This window comes from Paenibacillus humicus NBRC 102415, assembly GCF_004000905.1.
Taxonomy (GTDB): Bacteria; Bacillota; Bacilli; order Paenibacillales; family Paenibacillaceae; genus Paenibacillus_O; species Paenibacillus_O humicus.
Genome location: NZ_BIMD01000001.1, coordinates 370,242 through 391,193, shown reverse-complemented (window position 1 = coordinate 391,193; position 20,952 = coordinate 370,242). Strand labels below are relative to the sequence as shown.

17 protein-coding genes are annotated in these 20,952 nt (G+C 60.4%); 16 read left to right on the top strand and 1 reads right to left on the bottom strand.

Going from position 1 to position 20,952, the window contains the following annotated elements; genetic code table 11:
* The first annotated feature begins 60 nt into the window (after positions 1-60).
* The 15 genes from metH to PHU01S_RS01715 all read left to right on the top strand — a co-directional run bounded on the left by metH (position 61) and on the right by PHU01S_RS01715 (position 19,292).
* Complete coding sequence (metH, locus tag PHU01S_RS01785) at positions 61-3,501, top strand: methionine synthase (protein WP_048745887.1); 3,441 nt, start codon at positions 61-63, stop codon at positions 3,499-3,501.
* Between the two features lie 32 nt (positions 3,502-3,533).
* Positions 3,534-4,490 carry a ribonuclease Z gene (rnz, locus tag PHU01S_RS01780; protein WP_049867297.1) on the top strand — a complete coding sequence of 319 codons (957 nt, stop codon included), beginning with the start codon at positions 3,534-3,536 and terminating at the stop codon, positions 4,488-4,490.
* Between the two features lie 328 nt (positions 4,491-4,818).
* On the top strand, positions 4,819-7,065 hold the full coding sequence (locus tag PHU01S_RS01775; RefSeq protein WP_127505768.1) for a DEAD/DEAH box helicase: 2,247 nt from the start codon (positions 4,819-4,821) through the stop codon (positions 7,063-7,065).
* A gap of 148 nt (positions 7,066-7,213) precedes the next feature.
* Positions 7,214-8,557 (top strand): ribonuclease H-like domain-containing protein, encoded by a 1,344-nt coding sequence (locus PHU01S_RS01770; protein ID WP_127505766.1) that lies wholly within the window; start codon positions 7,214-7,216, stop codon positions 8,555-8,557.
* A gap of 3 nt (positions 8,558-8,560) precedes the next feature.
* On the top strand, positions 8,561-9,400 hold the full coding sequence (locus PHU01S_RS01765; protein ID WP_021877455.1) for an HAD-IIA family hydrolase: 840 nt from the start codon (positions 8,561-8,563) through the stop codon (positions 9,398-9,400).
* A gap of 34 nt (positions 9,401-9,434) precedes the next feature.
* On the top strand, positions 9,435-10,253 hold the full coding sequence (locus tag PHU01S_RS01760; protein ID WP_049867300.1) for an Fpg/Nei family DNA glycosylase: 819 nt from the start codon (positions 9,435-9,437) through the stop codon (positions 10,251-10,253).
* A 3-nt stretch (positions 10,254-10,256) separates the two neighbouring features.
* Positions 10,257-11,096, top strand: coding sequence for a deoxyribonuclease IV (locus PHU01S_RS01755; protein WP_127505764.1), 840 nt, complete (start codon positions 10,257-10,259; stop codon positions 11,094-11,096).
* On the top strand, positions 11,078-11,464 hold the full coding sequence (locus tag PHU01S_RS01750) for a cyclic-phosphate processing receiver domain-containing protein (protein WP_307721768.1): 387 nt from the start codon (positions 11,078-11,080) through the stop codon (positions 11,462-11,464). Before PHU01S_RS01755 ends, PHU01S_RS01750 begins: the two co-directional genes overlap by 19 nt.
* 11 nt (positions 11,465-11,475) lie before the next feature.
* A complete protein-coding gene (locus tag PHU01S_RS01745; RefSeq protein ID WP_174806336.1) occupies positions 11,476-12,258 on the top strand; it encodes an ABC transporter ATP-binding protein in 783 nt (260 codons plus the stop codon).
* Positions 12,255-13,271, top strand: a complete 1,017-nt coding sequence (locus tag PHU01S_RS01740; RefSeq protein WP_246029115.1) for an SAM-dependent methyltransferase — start codon at positions 12,255-12,257, stop codon at positions 13,269-13,271. Before PHU01S_RS01745 ends, PHU01S_RS01740 begins: the two co-directional genes overlap by 4 nt.
* Before the next feature lie 126 nt (positions 13,272-13,397).
* Positions 13,398-14,960: a serine/threonine-protein kinase gene (locus tag PHU01S_RS01735; protein WP_164762940.1), complete on the top strand. Its 1,563-nt coding sequence runs from the start codon at positions 13,398-13,400 to the stop codon at positions 14,958-14,960.
* A gap of 144 nt (positions 14,961-15,104) precedes the next feature.
* Entirely contained in the window at positions 15,105-15,347 is a 243-nt protein-coding gene (locus tag PHU01S_RS01730; RefSeq protein WP_127505760.1) for a hypothetical protein, read from the top strand.
* A 177-nt stretch (positions 15,348-15,524) separates the two neighbouring features.
* Positions 15,525-17,084 carry an ABC-F family ATP-binding cassette domain-containing protein gene (locus PHU01S_RS01725; protein ID WP_048745880.1) on the top strand — a complete coding sequence of 520 codons (1,560 nt, stop codon included), beginning with the start codon at positions 15,525-15,527 and terminating at the stop codon, positions 17,082-17,084.
* A 139-nt stretch (positions 17,085-17,223) separates the two neighbouring features.
* Positions 17,224-17,922: a response regulator transcription factor gene (locus tag PHU01S_RS01720; protein WP_127505758.1), complete on the top strand. Its 699-nt coding sequence runs from the start codon at positions 17,224-17,226 to the stop codon at positions 17,920-17,922.
* Positions 17,919-19,292 (top strand): HAMP domain-containing sensor histidine kinase, encoded by a 1,374-nt coding sequence (locus tag PHU01S_RS01715; RefSeq protein WP_021877466.1) that lies wholly within the window; start codon positions 17,919-17,921, stop codon positions 19,290-19,292. Before PHU01S_RS01720 ends, PHU01S_RS01715 begins: the two co-directional genes overlap by 4 nt.
* 95 nt (positions 19,293-19,387) lie before the next feature.
* Here the strand turns inward: PHU01S_RS01715 and PHU01S_RS01710 are convergent, their stop codons facing one another.
* Positions 19,388-19,870, bottom strand: a complete 483-nt coding sequence (locus tag PHU01S_RS01710) for a C40 family peptidase (RefSeq protein WP_049867307.1) — start codon at positions 19,868-19,870, stop codon at positions 19,388-19,390.
* A 197-nt stretch (positions 19,871-20,067) separates the two neighbouring features.
* Here PHU01S_RS01710 and PHU01S_RS01705 point away from each other — a divergent pair, with 197 nt between their 5' ends.
* On the top strand, positions 20,068-20,928 hold the full coding sequence (locus PHU01S_RS01705; RefSeq protein ID WP_127505815.1) for a carbon-nitrogen hydrolase family protein: 861 nt from the start codon (positions 20,068-20,070) through the stop codon (positions 20,926-20,928).
* Positions 20,929-20,952: the final 24 nt, after the last annotated feature.

Sequence of the window (20,952 nt, the reverse complement as noted above, 5' to 3'; positions counted from 1 at the left end):
ACTCCCGCGATCATCTGATAGACTAAAGGATAACGATTTTTGACGGAGAGGTGCAGAAGATTGTCGAAGCCGAGTTTGCAGGAAATGCTTGAGAAGCGAATCTTGATTCTGGACGGGGCCATGGGCACGATGATCCAGCAGGTCGATCTGACGGCCGATGACTTCGGCGGCGAGGAGCTGGAAGGGTGCAACGAAATGCTTGTGCTGACCCGGCCCGAGGTCATCCGCAGCATCCATGAGCAGTACCTGGAGGCGGGAGCGGATCTCATCGAGACGAATACGTTCGGTGGAGCCAGCATCGTCCTCGCCGAGTACGACATTCCGGAGCGGGCCCGGGAGATCAATCTCGCCGCAGCGCGCATCGCGAGGGAAGCGGCGGACAAATATTCCACCGACGAGCATCCGCGCTTCGTCGTGGGCGCGATCGGTCCGACGACGAAAACGTTGTCGGTGACAGGCGGCGTCACCTTTGAAGGTCTCGTGGACAGCTATTTCGAGCAGGCGGTCGCCCTGATCGAGGGCGGCGTCGACTGCATGCTGCTGGAGACATCCCAGGATACGCTCAACGTCAAGGCGGGCAGCATTGCGATCCGCAACGCTTACGAGGCGACGGGAAAGACGCTGCCGCTGATGATATCCGGCACGATCGAGCCGATGGGCACGACGCTGGCCGGCCAGAATATCGAATCCTTCTACATCTCCCTGGAGCATCTCAATCCGATCTCGATCGGGCTCAACTGCGCGACAGGTCCGGAATTCATGCGCGACCATATCCGCACGCTGAGCGAGATCTCTCTGGCGGCCGTCAGCTGTTACCCCAATGCGGGCCTCCCGGACGAAAACGGCCATTACCATGAATCTCCCCAGTCGCTTGCCCTCAAGATGGGCGCATTCGCCGAGAACGGCTGGCTGAACATCGCCGGCGGCTGCTGCGGTACGACTCCGGAGCATATCCGGGCGATGGCGGAAACGATGAGCCGGTACGCCCCGCGCGGCCGCGGAGGCAGCCATCCTCCAGCTGTATCCGGCATCGAGACGGTCTACATCGAATCCGACAACCGTCCCTATATGGTAGGCGAACGGACGAACGTGCTCGGCTCGCGCAAGTTCAAGCGCCTCATCGTGGAAGGCAAATACGAGGAGGCGGCTGAAATCGCCCGCGCTCAGGTCAAGAAGGGCGCCCATGTCATCGACGTCTGCCTCCAGGATCCGGACCGCGACGAGAGCGAGGACATGAAGAAATTCCTCGAGATCGTCGTCAAGCTCGTGAAGGCGCCGCTCGTCATCGACACGACCGATCCCGCGGTCATCGAGCTGTCGCTCAAATACAGCCAGGGCAAAGCGATCATCAACTCCATCAACCTGGAGGACGGCGAGGAGAAATTCGAGCAGGTCGTGCCGATCATCCACCGATATGGGGCAGCCGTCGTCGTCGGCACGATCGACGAGCGCGGACAAGCCATCACAAGGCAGGACAAGCTCGAGGTCGCCAAGCGGTCCTATGACCTGCTCGTGAACAAATACGGACTCCGTCCGGAGGATATCATTTTCGACCCGCTCATGTTCCCTGTCGGGACGGGCGACGAGCAGTACATCGGATCGGCCGAGGAAACCGTCGAAGGCATCCGGCTCATCAAGCAGGCGATGCCGAAATGCCATACGATCCTAGGGATCAGCAACATCAGCTTCGGGCTGCCGGAAGCCGGACGCGAGGTGCTGAACTCTGTCTACCTCTACGAATGCACCAAGGCAGGCCTCGATTACGCGATCGTCAATACGGAGAAGCTGGAGCGGTACGCTTCCATTCCGGAGCATGAGCGCAAGCTGGCCGAGGATCTGATCTACCGCACGAACGACGAGACGCTGGCCGCATTCGTCGCCGCATTCCGGGAGAAGAAGGTCGAGAAGAAGGAGAAGGTGTCCAATCTGCCGCTGGAAGAGCGGCTTGCTTCCTACGTGGTGGAAGGAACCAAGGAAGGCTTGTTCGCGGATCTGGACGAAGCTCTCGGCAAATATTCCGCTCTGCAGATCATCAACGGACCGCTCATGAAAGGCATGGACGAGGTCGGACGGCTGTTCAACAACAACGAGCTCATCGTCGCCGAGGTGCTTCAGAGCGCCGAGGTCATGAAGGCATCCGTCGCCCATCTCGAGCCTCACATGGAGAAGACAGAGTCGTCGGTCAAGGGCAAGATCATTCTTGCCACCGTCAAGGGCGACGTCCACGACATCGGCAAAAACCTGGTCGAAATTATTCTTTCCAATAATGGGTACCATATCGTCAACCTGGGCATCAAAGTGCCGCCTGAGCAGCTGATCGAAGCCCAGCGCAGGGAAAAGGCGGACGCCATCGGCCTTTCGGGGCTGCTGGTGAAGTCCGCGCAGCAGATGGTCATCACGGCCCAGGATCTCCGCAATGCCGATATCGACGTCCCGATCATGGTCGGCGGTGCCGCCTTGACCCGCAAGTTCACGAAAACGCGGATCGGTCCGGAATATGACGGCTTGGTGCTTTACGCCAAGGACGCCATGGAAGGCCTCGACCTCGCCAACAAGCTGATGGACAAAGACCATCGCGCCCGCTTGAATGAAGAGCATGCCGAAGCGAAGGCCAGCGGCGCCGTCGCCGTGGAGGAGAAGCCGCAGCTGCCGCAGCAGAGCCGCGCGGCCCGCTCTACCGTCAACCGCGATGCTCCCGTGTATTTGCCGCCGGATCTGGACCGCCATATTCTGCGCAACGTCCCTATCCCGCATATCGTTCCTTATGTGAACATGCAGATGCTGCTCGGCCATCATCTCGGCGTGCGCGGCAAGGTGGAGGAGCTGCTGGCCGCTCGCGAGCCCAAGGTCATGCAGCTCAAGGATACGGTCGATTCCATTCTGCATGAAGCGGTTAAAGAAGGAATTATCCGGGCTCACGGCATGTACCGGTTTTTCCCGGCCCAATCGGAAGGCAACGATATCGTCGTGTACGATCCGCAGGATCCTTCCCGGATTCTCAAGCGCTTCAGCTTCCCGCGCCAGCAGGTCGAGCCTTACCTGTGCCTGGCCGATTATCTGAAGAGCGTGGACAGCGGCATCATGGACTATGTCGGATTCCTCGTCGTGACGGCGGGAGAAGGCGTACGCGATCTGGCCGGAGAATGGAAGGACAAAGGCGACTACCTGCGCTCCCACGCCCTGCAGTCGGTCGCTCTCGAAGTCGCGGAGGGGATGGCGGAGCGCGTTCACCATATGATGAGGGATATGTGGGGCATCCCGGATTCTCCGGACATGACCATGAAGCAGCGCCACGGCGCCCGCTATCAGGGTGTCCGGGTTTCGTTCGGCTATCCGGCTTGTCCGAATCTGGAGGACCAGGGCCCGCTGTTCGAGCTTCTTCATCCCGAGGATATCGGCGTTGAGCTGACCGAGGGCTTCATGATGGAGCCGGAAGCATCCGTGTCCGCGATGGTGTTCGCCCATCCCGAAGCCAAATATTTCAACGTCGATAAAGCCTAAAGGAATTGGAATGGAAGGGGGAGCCGCCATAAATGGAACTGACGTTATTGGGAACCGGCGCCGGCAGGCCCTCGCGCCTGCGCAATGTGACCTCCGTTGCCCTGACGCTTCCGCAGCCGCGCTGCTCGGTGTGGCTGTTCGACTGCGGAGAGGCGACCCAGCATCAGCTGATGCGCACTCCGCTCAAGATGAGCAAGGTCGAAGCCGTGTTCATCACGCATATGCACGGAGATCATGTCAACGGCTTGCCCGGACTGCTCAGCAGCCGCTCCTACCACCCCGGGGCAGGCAAGCTCCGTCTGTTCGGGCCGGAAGGAATCCGGGAGTACGTGCAGGCCGTATTCAGGCTGACAGCCTCGCATCTGGACTATGAGCTCGAAATCACCGAGCTGGCTCCCGGCATCGTCTACGAGGATGAGCTGTATGCCGTCGAAGCGGACAGGCTGGACCACCGCGTCGCAAGCTGGGGATACCGAATCGTCGAGAAGGACAAGCCCGGCGCCCTCGACTCCGCGAAGGCACGTTCATTAGGCGTCCCGTTCGGCCCTCAGCTCGGGCTGCTCAAGCAAGGACAGGACATCACGCTTGACGACGGACGCGTCATCCGCAGCAGCGACGTGCTCGGACCTGCATTGCCGGGGCGGATCGTCACCATACTCGGCGACACGACTCCTTGCCCGGCGATCGTACGCCTGGCCAAGGATGCGGATCTTCTTGTCCACGAGGCGACGTTTGAAGGGGCGATGGCGGCCAAAGCGAAAGCCTACGGCCATTCCACGACGCTGCAGGCGGCTGCGGCAGCCGCCGAAGCGGGTGCGCGCAGACTCGTCATGACGCATTTCAGCAGCCGCTACCGAGATGAGGACATGCCGGCGCTGGTCGCCGAGGCGCGCGGCATATTTGCAGAATCCTATGCGGGAGCCGACCTGCTGACCTTACCTATTCCCAGACAGGGTGAAGAGGAGCCGGGGGGCTACTGCTTGATTTGAGCCGGAAGGCGGCAGGACTGCCGTCGATAAGGTTCCAGGAACGGCCATTTTCCGCATCGGCGGAAAATGGCCGTTTGCCTTTCGGCGGCTCGTATGCGCCGTGAAGAAGGAGAATGCCGCAACGAAATTGATGGCTGTGCGGGCAACGAAAATGGAATCCATATTTGCCGATATTAATAGTTAATACAATAAAATATAAACGATACGAATGATGAGGAGCGCGGAAGGACGCTCCAGGCTCCCGTCTCTCTCGGACTCTCTTTCTATTCTTCTGGCAAAACGAACAGATATTCGCTAAAATGTCACTAGAAGAGGTGACGGCATCAGGATGAAAAAGAAAACTCTTTCCGAGCTGATTCAGGAGCTGCGCGAAAATGAACATATAGCCAATTGGCATGAGATCGAACCGCAGGAGGCGCGGACCCGGCCGATGCCCGAGAGCGTCGATCCGCGGATCAAGGACGCCCTCGGCAAGCGGGGCATCGCGGAGCTGTACACGCATCAGAGCAGCGCGTACGAGGCGGTCCGAAAAGGGGAAAACATGGTTGCGGTGACGCCGACCGCCTCGGGCAAGACGCTTTGCTACAATCTGCCCGTGCTGCAGCAGATCGCGGACGACGATTCGAGCCGGGCGCTGTATCTGTTTCCGACCAAGGCTCTCGCCCAGGACCAGAAGAGCGAGCTGAATGAAATCATCCAGGAAATGGGCATCGACATCAAAAGCTACACGTACGACGGGGACACTTCTCCGGCGATCCGGCAGCTCGTGCGCAAGGCCGGGCATATCGTCATCACCAACCCGGACATGCTCCATTCCGCCATTCTTCCCCATCATACGAAGTGGGTCAGCCTGTTCGAGAACCTGAAGTTCATCGTCATCGACGAGCTGCATACCTATCGCGGCGTGTTCGGCAGCCATGTCGCCAACGTCATCCGGCGGCTGAAGCGGATTTGCGCGTTCTACGGCAGCAGTCCGGTATTCATCTGCACGTCGGCGACAATCGCGAATCCTCGGGAGCTTGCGGAGCATCTGACCGGCAGCCCGATGAGGCTGATCGACGACAACGGCGCTCCGAGGGGGCGGAAGCATTTCGTCTTCTACAATCCGCCCGTCGTCAACCAGGCGCTCAACATCAGGCGGAGCGCGACCGTCGAGGTCAACAATCTAGCCAAGGAATTCCTGAAGAACAAGATCCAGACGATCATCTTCGCCAGAAGCCGAGTCCGGGTCGAAATCATTCTTAGCCACATCCAGGAGCTTGTGAAAAAAGAGATCGGCCCGAAGTCGATCCGCGGCTATCGGGGCGGCTACCTGCCGAACCAGCGGCGCGAGATCGAGAAGGGGCTTCGGAGCGGCGATATTCTCGGCGTCGTCAGCACGAACGCGCTGGAGCTCGGCGTCGACATCGGACAGCTCCAGGTATGCGTCATGACGGGCTACCCCGGCAGCATCGCCAGCAGCTGGCAGCAGGCAGGCCGGGCGGGACGGCGCCATGGAGAGTCGCTGATCGTCATGGTGGCCGGATCGACGCCGGTCGACCAGTACATGGTCCACAACCCCGACTACTTTTTCGAGCGGAGTCCGGAAGCGGCGCGGATCAACCCGGAAAATCTGATCATCCTCGTCGACCATTTGAAGTGCGCGGCTTACGAGCTGCCTTTCAAGGAGCATGAGGAATACGGTCCTCTGGATGTCGCCGACATCATGGAGTATCTGGTCGAGGAGAGAGTGCTGCACAAAAACGCCGATACGTTCTACTGGGCCAACCAGTCGTTCCCGGCGAGCGGCATCAGCCTGCGCTCCGCATCCCAGGAGAACGTCGTCATCGTCGACCAGTCCGACGTCGCCAACGTGCGGATCATCGGGGAGATGGACCGGTTCAGCGCCATGACGCTGCTGCATGACGAGGCGATCTACCTTCATGAGGGCGTCCAGTTCCAGGTGGAGAAGCTCGATTGGGACCACAAAAAGGCCTATGTGCGCGAAGTGGACGTGGAGTATTACACCGACGCGAATCTAGCCATCAACCTTAAGGTGCTGGAAATCGACAAGACGAAGGAGCGGCGGGCCGGTTCCCTGCACTTCGGAGATGTCACCGTCAATGCCATCCCGACGATCTTCAAGAAGATCAAGATGTCGACGTTCGAGAATATCGGCTCTGGGCCGATCCATCTTCCCGAGGAGGAGCTGCATACGTCTTCGGCCTGGATCGAGATCAGGCAGGTCGACGACGATATCGGCGCCAAGACGCTGGAGCAGCTCCTGCTCGGCATCGCCCATGTGCTCAAGCATATCGTCCCCGTGCTGGCGATGTGCGACCGGAACGACATCCATGTCGTGCCGCAGATCAAGGCGGCGCATACGCAGCTGCCGACGATATTCGTTTATGACCACTATCCGGGAGGCATCGGCTTGGCGGACGAGGTGTACAAGCGGTTCGACGAGGTCCGGGACGCGGCGCTGAACATGATTTCCGGATGCCCGTGCAAGGATGGATGCCCTTCCTGCATCGGCACGGAAATGGAAGGAAGCGACCTCAAGCGCAGAAGCCTCCGGCTTCTGGAGCGGTTATGAAAGCTTACAGGATCGTCAAGGCGGACAGGCCCGCAAGGCGGGCAATGAAGAATAGGCTCGTGAAGGCCGGAAAACTTGTGCCGGAAGCCCGGCAAGAGCGGCATGGATCCATGGCCGACAGCGGAAGCGAAAAGAGAGGAGGCGGCTCATGAGCAGCCTGCGCGAGAAAATGAACCGGTTGAAGGGAATCAAGCCTGCAGACGCAGAGGATCAAGCCGCCGCGTCTCCCGCATCCGCTGATCTTCCGGAGAAACAGCCGGTGCAGGAACCATCTGCATCCGAAGCGGCAGCGGGCGGGCTGGCTTCGGCCGGCCCGGAATGGGACCGCCACGGCGTGAAGCTCGTCGCGAACGAAGCCGGCGATTGCCTGGAGAGGCGGATCACGCTGCCGCTCAGCCACCGCAGCGGGCATCATTTTCTCTCGGAATGGGCCGGAACGGCGGGACAGCTCGGCGCCTTCCATCCGGAGGCAGGCGAAGCGCCTCATGCCGAGAACGTCCTCTTCCTCGACTTGGAGACGACCGGCCTCGGAGCCGGAACGGGCAACGTTCCGTTCATGATGGGGCTGGCGTATTTCGAGGATGGAGCCTTCATCCTGCGTCAGTTCCTGATCCGCCATCCCGCCGAGGAGAGGGCGATGCTTCAGGAGCTGCTGCTCCTGCTGCCGCGCTTCCGCTGGCTCGGAACGTACAACGGGCGCTCCTTCGACTGGCCGCTCGTTCAATCCCGGTTCATCATGAACGGCTTCCGCGGGACGCCTGAGCTGCTGCATCTCGATTTTCTCCACCCGTCGAGAAGCATATGGAAAAACACGCTTGTCTCCTGCAAGCTCAGCCATGTCGAAGAAGAGCGTCTCGGCATCTTCCGAACGGACGATGTGCCGGGATCGCTGGCGCCGGCGCTTTACTTCCACTATTTGGCGGAAGGCGATCCCGATGTGCTGGAGGGCGTATTCCGCCATAACGAACAGGATATGGTCACCCTTGCCTGCCTAGGCATCCGCTTCGGCCATTTGCTCGCCGGGGCCATCGGAGAGCGGATGCCGATGCCCGAGGAGAACGAAGAGCGGCTGCGCACCGGATTATGGCTGGAGAAGATGGGCCGGACGGCTGACGCCGAGCGTCTTTTCGCCATGGTGGAAGCCTCGGAGGAGCCGGCTCCTTCGGCTTGGCACTCGCTGGCGATGAGGGCGAAGAAAACTGGCAATTGGGACCGGGCTGTGGTATTGTGGCAGAAAGCCGCCGCCTGCATGAGGACGGCGCTTATTCCGAATGTGGACGCCCATGTGGAGCTGGCCATGTTCTACGAACACAAGCGCAAGGATGTCCACTCGGCTCTCGCCTATGCGGAAGAAGCGATCGGGCTGTTCGCGTGCAGGCCGCATGCTTACCGCAGCGCCAAGGAGCGGGCCGGGCAGGAAGCCTTGCTCAAGCGGCGCGACAGGCTCCGCCGCAAATGCGGAGGGGGCGGCGGGCGCCATGCTGGAGGTTGACAGATGACGAAAACGTACAGCTTGCCGGGAATGCCGGCGCCGGACCGGCCGATCGGCGGCCTCCTGCTCGACCTCGACGGAACGATCTATCGGGGCGAGCAGGCTGTCGATGGGGCCGGTTCTCTTGTGAGGGCGCTTCGCGATGGTGGAGTTCCCTACAAATATGTGACGAACAACTCCTCCTCCAGTCCCGAGGCCGTCGCTAAGAGGCTGCGGGAGATGGGCGTGGATGCGGAAGCGGACGAAGTATGCACCTCTTCCCAGGCGGCAGCGCGATATGCGGCCGAACGCTTTCCGGGCGGCAGGGTGTTCCTGATCGGAGAAGAAGGCTTGGCGGCAGAGCTGGAGCAGGCGGGCCTGATGCTGGTCGATCGGGATGCCGATCTCGTCGTCCAGGGCATCGACCGCGCCTTCTCCTACGCCAAAGCTTCCGAAGCGGTGAGAGAGCTGCTGGCGGGAGCGGAATTCATCCTGACGAACCCCGATCTGCTGCTGCCTTCCCATGGAGGGCTCTTTCCGGGAGCGGGCTCCATCGGAGCGATGCTTGCCGCCGCATCGGGAGTAAAGCCTGTCGTCATCGGCAAGCCGGAGAAGATCCTGATGGATTATTCGCTGGAAAGGCTAGGTTTGACGGCAGGAGAGGCATTTGTCGTCGGCGACAATCTGGCGACCGACATCGCCGCGGGCAAGAACAGCGGCTGCGGCACCATTCTTGTGCTGACGGGACTGACGACCCCGGACAATTATGCCCGCTACGCGGAAGCGGCGGATGCCGAGCCCGATGCCGCCTGCGGCTCGCTCGCCGATCTGCAATCGTATATATTGAAGTACATAGGGCGATAAAAAGAACAACACGAGGGAAAGGAAGCGAGACTTCATGCCGGAATATCCTGAAATGGACCACTATCGGATGCTGCTGGGCGCTTCCGTCGCCGGGCAGCGGATTCGAAAGGTCGCCGTCGAGCGGGAGAAGTCGGTCAATCTTCCGGCCGGAGAGTTCGTCTCCAGGCTGGAGGGCCGTACGATCTGGTTCGTCGAGCGGCGCGGAAAGCATTTGATTTTTCATTTGGACAACGGAGAAAGGCTGCTTCTGCATCTCATGCTGGGGGGCTGGATGTTCTACGGTTCCGATGAAGAGCGGCCCGACAGAACCGTTCAGGTTCAGCTGGACCTCGACAGCGGCAACCTGTATTTCATCGGGCTGCGGCTCGGCTACCTGCATCTGCTCTCCGCCAAGGAAACCGAAGGGAAGCTGGCCGCGCTCGGTCCCGAGCCTTTCGATCCGAGATTGACGCTGGCCGCGTTCACCGCCAGGCTCCAGGCCAAGAAGCGGAGCGCCCTGAAGACGGTGCTGGTGGACCAGAGCGTCATCGCCGGCATCGGCAACTGCTATTCCGACGAGATCGCCTGGGAAGCGAAGCTGCGCCCGGACGCCAAGCTCGGCGCGCTGAGCGAGGAGTCCTTCTCGCGGCTGTACGACGCGATGCATTCCATGCTGCTGGAGGCGCGCACCCGAGGCGGTTATATGGAGCATCCGTTCCAGGCCGGAGACGAGTCGACAGGCGGCTATAACGACGATTGCAAAGTCTATGACCGTCCGGGCGGCGAATGCTACCGCTGCGGCGGGACGATCGAGCAGCATGAAATGTCTTCGCGCAAAGTATTCTTTTGTCCGGATTGCCAGAAGGAATCCTGAGCCATGCCAGACAACCGGATCGGCTGCCATCTCAGCACCAGAGGCGGATATCGGGCCGCGGCGGAAAGGGCTTCGGCCCTCGGCTGCGGCTCTTTCCAATACTTCCCCAAAAATCCTCGCAGTCTCGGCGTCAAAACGTTCGATCACCGCGACGCCCAGCGCTGCAAGGAATGGTGTCAGGAGCATGGACTGTCGTCCATCGCCCATTCTCCTTATCCGAACAACCTGGCCTCGGAGGATGCTTCCGTCCGCGAGCGGACAGCCGAATCTTTGCTCAACGATCTCGACATCGCGGAGGCATGCGGATCGCTTGGCGTCGTCGTCCATTTCGGCATTTACAAAGGCGCGGATCCGCTGGAAGGCTACCGGCTGATGATCGGGACGCTGGATGACATCACAAGCCGCTGGGACGGCAAATGCAAGCTTCTTATCGAGAATCAAGCCGGCAATCACGGCTTCATGGGCATGACGCTGGAGGAGCTGGCGCAAGTGCGCTCGCTCTGCCGCGAGCCTTCCAAGATCGCCTTCTGCCTCGACAGCTGCCATCTGTTCGCCAGCGGAATATGGAAAGGCGACCCCGGAGCGCAGTGGCATGCCGACGCGGAGAAGGCCGGCAGCCTGGACCATATCGCCGCCCTTCATTTCAACGACTCCGCCTACGGCAGCGGTTCGCGGCGCGACCGCCATGCCCGGCTGGGAGAAGGCGTTGTAGGCGACGCCGGACTCCGGTGGCTGCTTGAAGCCCTCCCCGGCATTCCCGCCGTCCTGGAGACGGCTTCCGGCGCAGACGGCACGCACCGGGAGCAGCTGTCGATCATGAAGTCATGGGAGGAACGGACTTGATCCATGTCTATTTAGATGATTTCCGCCGTTGTCCGGAAGGCTTCGTCCATGCCCGGAATGCCGAGGAATGCATCGCCCTCATCGCTTCCGGGGACATCGGCATCCTCTCCCTGGATTTCGACCTCGGATGGGGCGAGCCCACGGGAATCGAGGTTGCCCGCTATATCGCGGAGAGCGGCCGTTATCCGCAGGAAATTTATCTGCATACATCCAGTACGGAAGGCAGGCAAATGATGTACAAGCTCCTGTCGGACTCGCTTCCGGCAGGAAGCCGTCTTTCCTATGCCTCCATGCCGGAAGAGACGCTTGCCAGGGCGGCAGGCGGCGGAACGGCCGGTGCCGCATCAATTCAAGAGAAGAACGGGTGAGCAGCATGGCAATCATATCCTTGCAGCATTTGAGGCTGCAGCGAGAGGAACGCGAGATTCTTCAGGATGTCAGCCTGACCGTTCAGCCGGGCGAGCAGTGGGTCGTGCTGGGCCGCAACGGCTCCGGCAAAACGACGCTTCTCGAAATGCTGACGGGCTATATGTTCCCGACATCCGGAACGGTCGAGGTGCTGGGCAACCGGTACGGGGAATGCGATGTCCGCGAGGTGCGCAAGAGGATCGGCTACATCAGCCAGTCGCTCGTGGAGAAGCTGGCTCTTGCCGATCCTGTATGGGAAGTGGCGGCTACGGGAGAGTATGCTTTTTTGCGCTTTTACCAAGAGATCCCGAAAGACGTGAAGGACAAGGCGCTGAGACTCCTTGAGGAATGCGGGCTCGGCCATGCCGCCCTGCAGCCGTTCGGAACGCTGTCGCAAGGGGAGCGCAAGAAAGTGCTGCTGGCGCGAGCGCTCATGAGCGACCCGGCCATCCTGATTCTGGACGAGCCTTGCTCCGGACTGGACCTGTATGAGCGCGAGAAGCTGCTCGCGGAGACGTGCAAGCTTGGAAGCCGCAGCATGACCGTCATTTATGTCACTCATCATATGGAAGAAATCATGCCTATGTTTACTCATGTCGCCTTGCTTCAGGACGGAAGGCTGATTGCTTCCGGACCCAAGGAGGAAGTGCTGACGGAACGCGTGCTCGGCGATGCCTATGAGCTTCCGCTGACGGTGGAATGGGCGCATGGCAGGCCTTGGATCAAAGTAGGAACGGATGGTGCAGCAGGTTGAGTCAGTGGATCGGAACGGCGAATAAAAGTTATGCATCCTATGCGATGGAAGAGCTTCGCAGGCAATTCGAAGGCATCTCCATCACGCAGCTTTCCCCGGGGGAAGCTTTTCTGTTTGAAGTGCCGCTTGAACAAGAGGCGGTGCTGGCGTCCATCAAGGCGGAACAGCCGATTTTCCTGAGGCATTTGCAGCCCGTGGACGTTGTTCGGTCGATTTCGGCCGATGCGGACGACCTGGACTGGCTCAGCGACTGGATCCGGCTCTCCCGCGGCAAGCTCGAGGGCAAGCGCGCGGGCGTCCACGTACGCAAAGCGGAAGGAAGCCCTTATCCTTATTCTGCGGCGGATACAAAAGCCGTCGCGGCCGCAATGCTGGAGCAGTGCGGGGCGGAGCCGGAACAGAAGCATCCCGAGATTCTTGTCGCGGTATATGCATCCCGGGATACGCTGTATGCCGGCATCGGAACGCCTGCCGAGATGCTGTCCGACTGGCCGGGCGGAGCGGTACGCTTCCAGAAGGAGGAAGGGCAGATCTCCAGGGCCAAGTTCAAGCTTCTGGAGGCGGAAAGAGAGTTCGGGCTCGATTACGCCTCCTTCCGGAACGCGGTCGACATCGGCGCGGCTCCGGGAGGGTGGACGTCGCTCCTGCTGGAGCGCGGGCTGCGGGTGACCGCAATCGATCCCGCCGAGCTCCATCCGTCGCTGCTCGCTTACCGGACGTTGACCGTGCTCCGCAAAAATGCGGCTGAAGTGAGCTTCCAGCCCGGCGCTTTCGATCTGCTCGTCTGCGATATGAGCTGGAGCCCGATGCAGATGACGAAGCTCGTCCTCGATCTCGTTCCGGCTCTGCAGCAGGGCGGGACGGCGATTGTGACGGTCAAGCTGATGCACCGCAAGCCGCTGCAGACGATCCGGGAAGTAAAGAGCCGCCTGTCTGCGGCTTTCGACATTCTCGGCGCCAGGCAGCTGTTCCACAACAGGGAGGAAATGACCCTGTATTTGAAGAAGAAATAACTCATCCATTTTATACGAAGCGGCAAGCGGGAAAGCATCCCGGCTATGCGCAGGCTCTCTTTGGAGATGCTGCGCCATAGCCGGGTTTTTGCATTCCAGGCCGCATGGCGAGGGAGGCTGAGGGACATGGAAGAACATACGGCTGACATTTATCTGAATAGGGATGGCCTGGCTGCAGGCAGCTTGGTAGGCGGCCGGTATAGAGTGGCGGCGGAAATCGGACGCGGGGGGATGAGCCGAGTGTACGCCGTGGAGGATACCCGGCTGAACAATAAATTAAGGGCGTTAAAAATAAATGCGGCCGACCGGGCTGCTCTGACGGCGGAGGAAGCCTTCATGCTCATGAGGCTCGAGCACCCCCACCTGCCTCAGCTGCTGGATTATTATCCTCCGAGCCCGGGCTCCGGCGAGATGCTCGTCATGGACTACATCGACGGCCAGACTCTCCAGCAGGCGGTCATGGCGCGGGGCAGAGGGCTGGAACTCCACGAAACGGCGGCGATATCGCTGCAGCTCTGCTCGGCGCTGTCGTACTTGCACCGACAGCAGCCGCCTGTCATCCACCGGGACTTGAAGCCGTCCAACGTCATGATCGACAAGGAGGGAAGGGTCAGGCTCATCGATTTCGGCATCGCGCGCAGCTACAAGCCGGGCAGCCGATCCGATACGCGCCGGCTGGGAACGCCGGGTTTTGCGGCTCCGGAGCAGGAATCGGGAGGGCAGAGCGATTCCCGCACCGACGTGTACGGGCTTGGCCGTCTCGTGCGCTGGCTGATGCTCGGCGGCGAATGCCGCGAAGGCTTCCACGGAAGGAGGGCAGGGGAAGTGCTGCCTCCATGGCTTTTGAACATGCTGGAGCGGCGGCCGGAAGACCGGCTGCCATCCATGGAGGAGGCGGCCAGGGAAATCCGATTATGGGCCGATAGTGCCGGAGCGGGCTTGGCCGGCAACGGCAAGGCGGCGGCGCTCGGCCTTGCCGGAGGCGCTTTGCCCGGAACCGTGTCGGTGCTTTCTCTCTCACCGGGCAGCGGGGCGACGTTTTTGAGCCTCATGCTGGCCCGGTATTTGGAGGAGAAGGGGCGGCCTTTTCAGTTGATCGAGGCTCCTGGAGGAGAGCCCGAATACTGCGCCTTGATCGGGAGCCCGGCGCTGCCTCCTGCCCCGGATGGGCCCGACCCCCGCTACCGGCGTCTCGGAGGCGTCCGCGGATCCTGGCAGGTGCTCCATCCCGAGCCTGCTCCCGCTGCGGCCGCCGATCAGGATGCGCGCTTCCGGCTGATGGCTTCCGGAGGCGGCGAAGGCGCCGTCATCGTCGACTGGTCGTCCCGCTGGCATGAGGCCGCCCTAGCGGAAGAGTGGGCTTCCGGTTCCGGGCTGCTCGTCGTCTGCGCGGATCCCAATCCCGCACGCTGGAGCACAGCGAGGATCGCCGCCCTGAACCGGCTGCTGCGGGTGCGGGAAGCTGCGGGGCTCCGTACGGTTTGGGCGGCCTGCAAGGACGCTCCTTTCCCGGAAAGGGCGGAATGGCTGGCGATGCTCCCGGAAAAGCCGGCCATCGTAATTCCTTATCTGGAGCCGTCCGAATGGTACGCGCTGCTCTGGGAAGGAATGCCGCTGCCGCGCAAAGGGAATGCGGCCGCTGCGCTCCGTCAGGCGTTGGGAGCTTTGTCGGCGTTGCTTCCGGGATAGAGAGGACCAAAACGATTCCTGCAAGGAGATTCGTGCCGCGAGTCCGTGTATGGAAGCCTGCCTCCTTTCTAAGGGTCTGCGCAGCCGCTCGCATTTCATCCATTTTATGGTAAAATGACAAGTAGAGAACCGGGAGGTGCGGATATGAAAGCAGGCTACATCTTGATGGCGGCTCTAGGCGCCGCCTTGATTCTATTCGGGCTTCTGCCCGTTGCGTATGCGTATCCTTACAGCAGCGGCCCCGATTCCGGGCCAAGAACCTTCTGGGAGCTGATGCTGATCTTTTCCTATGAAAACGGAACAGCGAGCGTCGTCATCGGCATTCTGCTCCTTCTGCTGGCGGCTTCGATGCTGTTCTTTCTCAACAATAAGACGGCGGCGGCCTAGTCATCCGGCCGCAGCTGCCGCAGGCGGCGGATTCAAATTCGCTTCCAGCATGGCGATCCCTAGACTCTTCTCGGAAGGGGAAGCCAAGCACCCCCATAATGTGATACAATATCCCATTAGGAACCCTAATCGGGATATTTTCTCTGCATAAAGACAGGAATGGAGAATGGAACTTACATGAGCTTACTGACCGTTGAAAATTTATCGCATACATTCGGAGACCGCGTCCTGTTCAGGGACGTGTCGTTCCGCCTGCTCGCAGGCGAGCGCGTAGGCTTGGTCGGCGCGAACGGCACCGGCAAGTCGACGATGATGAACATCCTGACCGGCAAGCAGCTGAAGGACGAGGGCCGAGTGGAATGGACGCCCAAAATCCGTTACGGCTACCTCGACCAGCATACGAAGCTGGAGGCGGGCAAGACGATCCGCGACGTGCTGCGCGACGCCTTCGGGCCGCTGCTGGAGCTGGAGAAGGAGCTGAACGAGGTGACGGCCGCCATGGGCGAGCCGGACGCCGACCTGGACGTCCTGCTGGAACGCATGGGCGAGATCCAGGAGGAGCTCGAGATCGGGGATTATTACCTGCTCGACGTGAAGGTGGACGAAATGGCGAACGGCCTCGGGCTCAGCGCCATCGGCCTCGACCGCGACGTCACGGCCCTCAGCGGCGGACAACGGACCAAAGTCTTGCTGGCCAAGCTCCTGCTGGAGAAGCCTACGGTCCTTCTGCTCGACGAGCCTACGAACTATTTGGATGATGAGCATATCTCCTGGCTGGCGAACTATCTGCGCAATTATCCCCATGCGTTCATCCTGATCTCCCATGACACCGGCTTCATGAACGCCGTCGTCAGCGTCATCTACCATCTGGAGTTTTCCCGCCTGACCCGCTACACGGGCAACTACGAGAAATTCCTGGAAATGGCCGAGATGAATAAAGCCCAGCATCTGGGAGCATACGAGAAGCAGCAGGAGTTCATCAAGAAGCAGGAAGACTTCATCCAGCGCAACAAAGCCAGAGCCTCCACCTCCGGCCGGGCGAAGAGCCGCGAGAAGCAATTGGACCGGATCGACCGCATCGACAAGCCGGAAGAAGCGGCGAAGCCGACGTTCAGCTTCAACGAAGGGCGGACGAGCGGCAAGACGATCTTCGAGGCGAAAGGCCTTTCCATCGGCTATTCGAGCCCGCTCCTGCCAAAGATGGACATGCTGATCGAGCGCGGCGACAAGATCGCCATCGTCGGCTGCAACGGCGTCGGCAAGTCGACGCTGCTCAAAACCATTTTGGGCCGCATCGAGCCGCTCGATGGAACGGTGTACCGCGGCGATTACCTGCTGCCGGCCTACTTCGAGCAGGAGGCGAAGGCTCCGGGGCTGACGCCGCTCGAGGATGTATGGAACGAGTTCTCTTTCATGAACCAGCATGAGGTCCGCGCGGCTCTTGCCCGCTGCGGCCTCAAGAACGAGCATATCACCCGCAGCCTGAGCCAGCTGAGCGGCGGCGAGCAGGCCAAGGTGCGGCTGTGCAAGCTGATGCTGCGCGAAAGCAACTGGATCCTCTTCGACGAGCCGACGAACCATCTGGACGTCGTAGCCAAAGCCGAGCTGAAGCGCGCGCTCCAGTCCTACCGGGGCACGATCGTCCTTGTCTCCCACGAACCTGATTTCTATGAGGACTGGGTAACGAAGACATGGGATGTAGAGGCCTGGTCGATGGAGCGTCAGGCGCAGAACTGATATAGGGCATGCTGTTCAAGCGGGCATCATGAGTATCCGGCTGTCAGGATCCGTCGACCGCGGTTCCGGATCTCGACAGCCGGCTTGACAGCCAGGCGGCGGCGCCGCCAATCTACCCGAAAGCAGGTGACATCCAAGAATGAATGAACGTGTGCTGGTTATCGAGGATGAAGAAAGCATCGCGCGCATCCTCCAGCTGGAGCTGGAGCATGAAGGCTATTATGTCGGCCACGCCTCGGACGGGCGCAGCGGCTTTCTGCAGGCATCCTCGGGAGAGTGGGACCTGGTCCTGCTCGACGTCATGCTGCCGGAGCTGAACGGCATCGAGGTGCTGCGCCGGCTCCGCCAGGCAGGCAATCCCATCCCCGTCATTCTCATCACAGCCCGGGATACGGTGCCCGACAAGGTCAGCGGATTCGAGCACGGCGCCAACGACTACATCACCAAGCCCTTCGCGATGGAGGAGCTGCTGGCGCGCGTGCGCAATCTGCTGCGCATCTTCCAGCAGAATCCGAAGGAATCCGAAGGCTCCGATCTGCTCAAGATCGGCGATCTGACGGTCGAGCTGCGCACCCGCAAGGTGTTCCGCAAGGAGCTCGCCATCGACCTGACGCCGCGCGAGTTCGAGCTGCTCGTCTATTTGGCGCAGCATAAGAACGAAGAGAAGTCCCGGGAAGAAATCCTGTCGGAAGTATGGGGATACGACTTCATGGGCGAGACGAATCTCGTCGACGTCTATATTAGGTACCTCCGCCAGAAGCTGGACAAGGGCTTCCGACACAAGCTGATCCATACGGTGCGCGGAGTCGGCTACATGATGAAGGAGCCGGAGGCATGACTCTCCGCAAGCGGTTCACCCTCTTCACGATCTTCTGGCTCATCTTCATCCTCATCCTGTTCAACATCTTCGTCTACTTGTTCATGACGAAGATCACGACGCGCAGCGAGCAGCAGGTCATGATGAACAAGGTGAACCTGATTTTGGAGAACAACAAGCTGAACGACAAGACGCATCTCGCGGACGAAGGGCTGCTCAGGGAGTTCTACAACGTCAACGAGCTGATCCGGATCATCAGTCCGGAAGGCAAGACGGTCAATCTGCAGGGCTCCGATACGGACCTGCTGGCGCTGCCGGTCAAGTTCGTCGCCTACCGGGAGTCGGGGGAAAGGTTTGTCGGCAGCACGAGGGTTCTGTTCATGAAGGTGCCGCTTTACCAGGATTCCGAGATCATCGGCATGCTGGAGATCGAGCGCAAGCTCAATCTTCAGGACAGCTACATGAAGGTGCTCGTAGCGGCCTTGTCCGTGACCAGCATCGGCGCGATCCTGTTCGCGATCTTCGGCACGTACTGGTTCACCTCGAGGCTGACAGCCCCGATCCAGCAGATGGTGCAGACGATGAGGGAGATCGACCGCAGCGGCAAGCTGCGCAAGATCGAGATGGGGGACAAGGAGGAGTCGGCCGAGCTGCTCCAGCTCCTCCGCGCCTTCAACCAGATGATCGAGAGGCTGGACCGCACGTTCGCCCGTCAAAAGCAGTTCGTCGCAGACGCGTCGCATGAGCTGAAGACGCCGCTGACCGTCATCGTCAGCTACGCGGGCATGCTGAAGCGCTGGGGCCGCGACGACGCCGCGATCCGCGAAGAGGCGATCGATGCGATCGCCAAGGAAGCGGAGCGCCTGCAGAACCTCACCAAATCGATGCTCATGCTGGCCGAAGCGGAGCAGGAGGATTGGCTGAATCTGGAGACGTTCGACGTCGTGCAGATGGTCGACGAGCTGGCCGGCATGCTGCAGGCGACGTTCCAGCGTCCGATCCGGGTCCATACTTCCGCAGGCGGACTGAAGATGTCGGGCGACAAGGACAAGATCCGCCAGCTGCTCGTCATCCTCCTGGACAACGCCATCAAGTACAGCAAGGAGCCGATCGACGTCACGGTGAGCGCGGTCAAGCAGTCCGTTCGCGTCCATGTGACGGACAAGGGCATCGGCATTCCCGAGAACGAGATTCCTTATCTGTTCGAGCGGTTTTACCGCGTGGACGGGGCGCGCCGCCGCACGACCGGCGGCGTCGGGCTCGGCCTCTCGATCGCCAAGAGGATCGTTGAGCTCCATGAAGGACAGATCGACGTATTCAGCAAGCCGGGCAAAGGAACGACGATTACGCTCCAATTCCCGCAGACGCTGAAAGGCAACGGCGGCCGGTAGCGCTGCCGGCCTTTTGGCCGCAATGGAAGCAAAAAAGCCGCACGCCCTCGGTATCGAAGGCGATGCGGCTTTTATCATCGTTCGTAAGGAATTCTCTACAGGACGCGCTTGGCGGTGACGTAGTGATTGTTCCAGTAGGAGGTGCCGAGGCTGGAGATCGTCACGCCCGTCTTGCCGTAGGTGTGCAGAATCTTGTTGGAGCCGGCGTAGATGGCGACGTGGCCGATGCTCTTGCCGGAGCTGCCGGTGAAGAAGACGAGATCGCCCTTGCTGAGGTAGCCGCGGGTCACCTTGACTCCCTTGGCGGCCTGCTCGCTAGAAGTCCTTGGCAGGGAGACGCCGGTTTTCTTGTAGACGTATTGGGTGAACGAAGAGCAGTCGAATGCGTATGTAACGCCGCTAGGAGCTCCGAGGCGGTAAGGAACGCCCAAATACTGCTTGCCGTAGGAGAGAAGCTTTTCCGCCTGCGGCGTCGCGGCATGTGCTGTCGATGCAGAGCCAAGAGCGAGTCCCGACACTCCAATGACAGCGCAGAGGCCGATGTTCATGATCGTCTTTTTCCATTTGCTTGTGCGCATGTCTTGTGGTGTCCCTCCATCATGGTGTACGTTGATTATGTAGTGTTGCTTACAAAAAGGATCATAACACACCTTTTGTATCCTAATCATTTCCAGAAAGAAAGAAAACCCAACCAAACCGCGATGTAAAAGGCTTTATGAGAATACGGTGAGAATCCTCTCATAATTGGTTGGCTGTTTATTAAAGGAGGTTAATGATGAAATTCCGCGTAAGCGCGGTCCAGTATGAACTGGCCGATATCGATTCCTTTGACGAATTCGCCGCTCAAGCCGCCCATTATGTCCGCAACGCCTCGGAATATGGAACCCAGTTCCTGCTGTTCCCCGAATTCATGACGACGCAGCTGCTCAGCATCAGAGGAGAGGACGGCAAAGCGCCCGGCATACAGTCGCTGCCGGACTTCACGGAGGCGTACGAAGGGCTGTTCGCCGGCCTTGCCCGGGAATACGGCATGCACATCATCGCAGGCACCCACGTCGTCCGCACGGCGGAGGGTAAGCTGAGAAACACGGCGCATTTGTTCGGACCCGACGGGAGCATGCGCACGCAAGCCAAAATCCATCTGACGCCGACAGAGGTGGAGGAATGGAACATGTCCGCCGGAGACGGCCTGGAAGTGTTCGACACTCCGTACGGCAAGATCGCGATGCTGACCTGCTACGACATCGAGTTTCCCGAAATCGTGCGCATGGCCCGTGCCAAAGGGGCGGACGTCATCTTCTGTCCTTCCTGCACGGATGACCGCCACGGCTTTTACCGCGTGCGCTACTGCTGCCATGCCCGGGCCGTCGAGAACCAGGTCTATATCGTGACGACCGGAACGGTCGGTTCCTTGCGCCGGGTAGACTTCATGAGAGCCAATTACGGCCAGGCGGCCGTCATCACTCCGAACGATATTCCGTTCCCTCCGAAGGGCATCATGTGCGAAGGGACGGAAAACCGCGATATGCTGATCGTGGCCGACCTTGACCTGTCCTTGCTCGAGGACGTCCGCCGGAGCGGCTCCGTGACGACGTGGAGAGACCGGCGTACGGATCTGTATGGGGATTGGAGCTGACAGAAGCCGGGGAGAAGGAAGGAA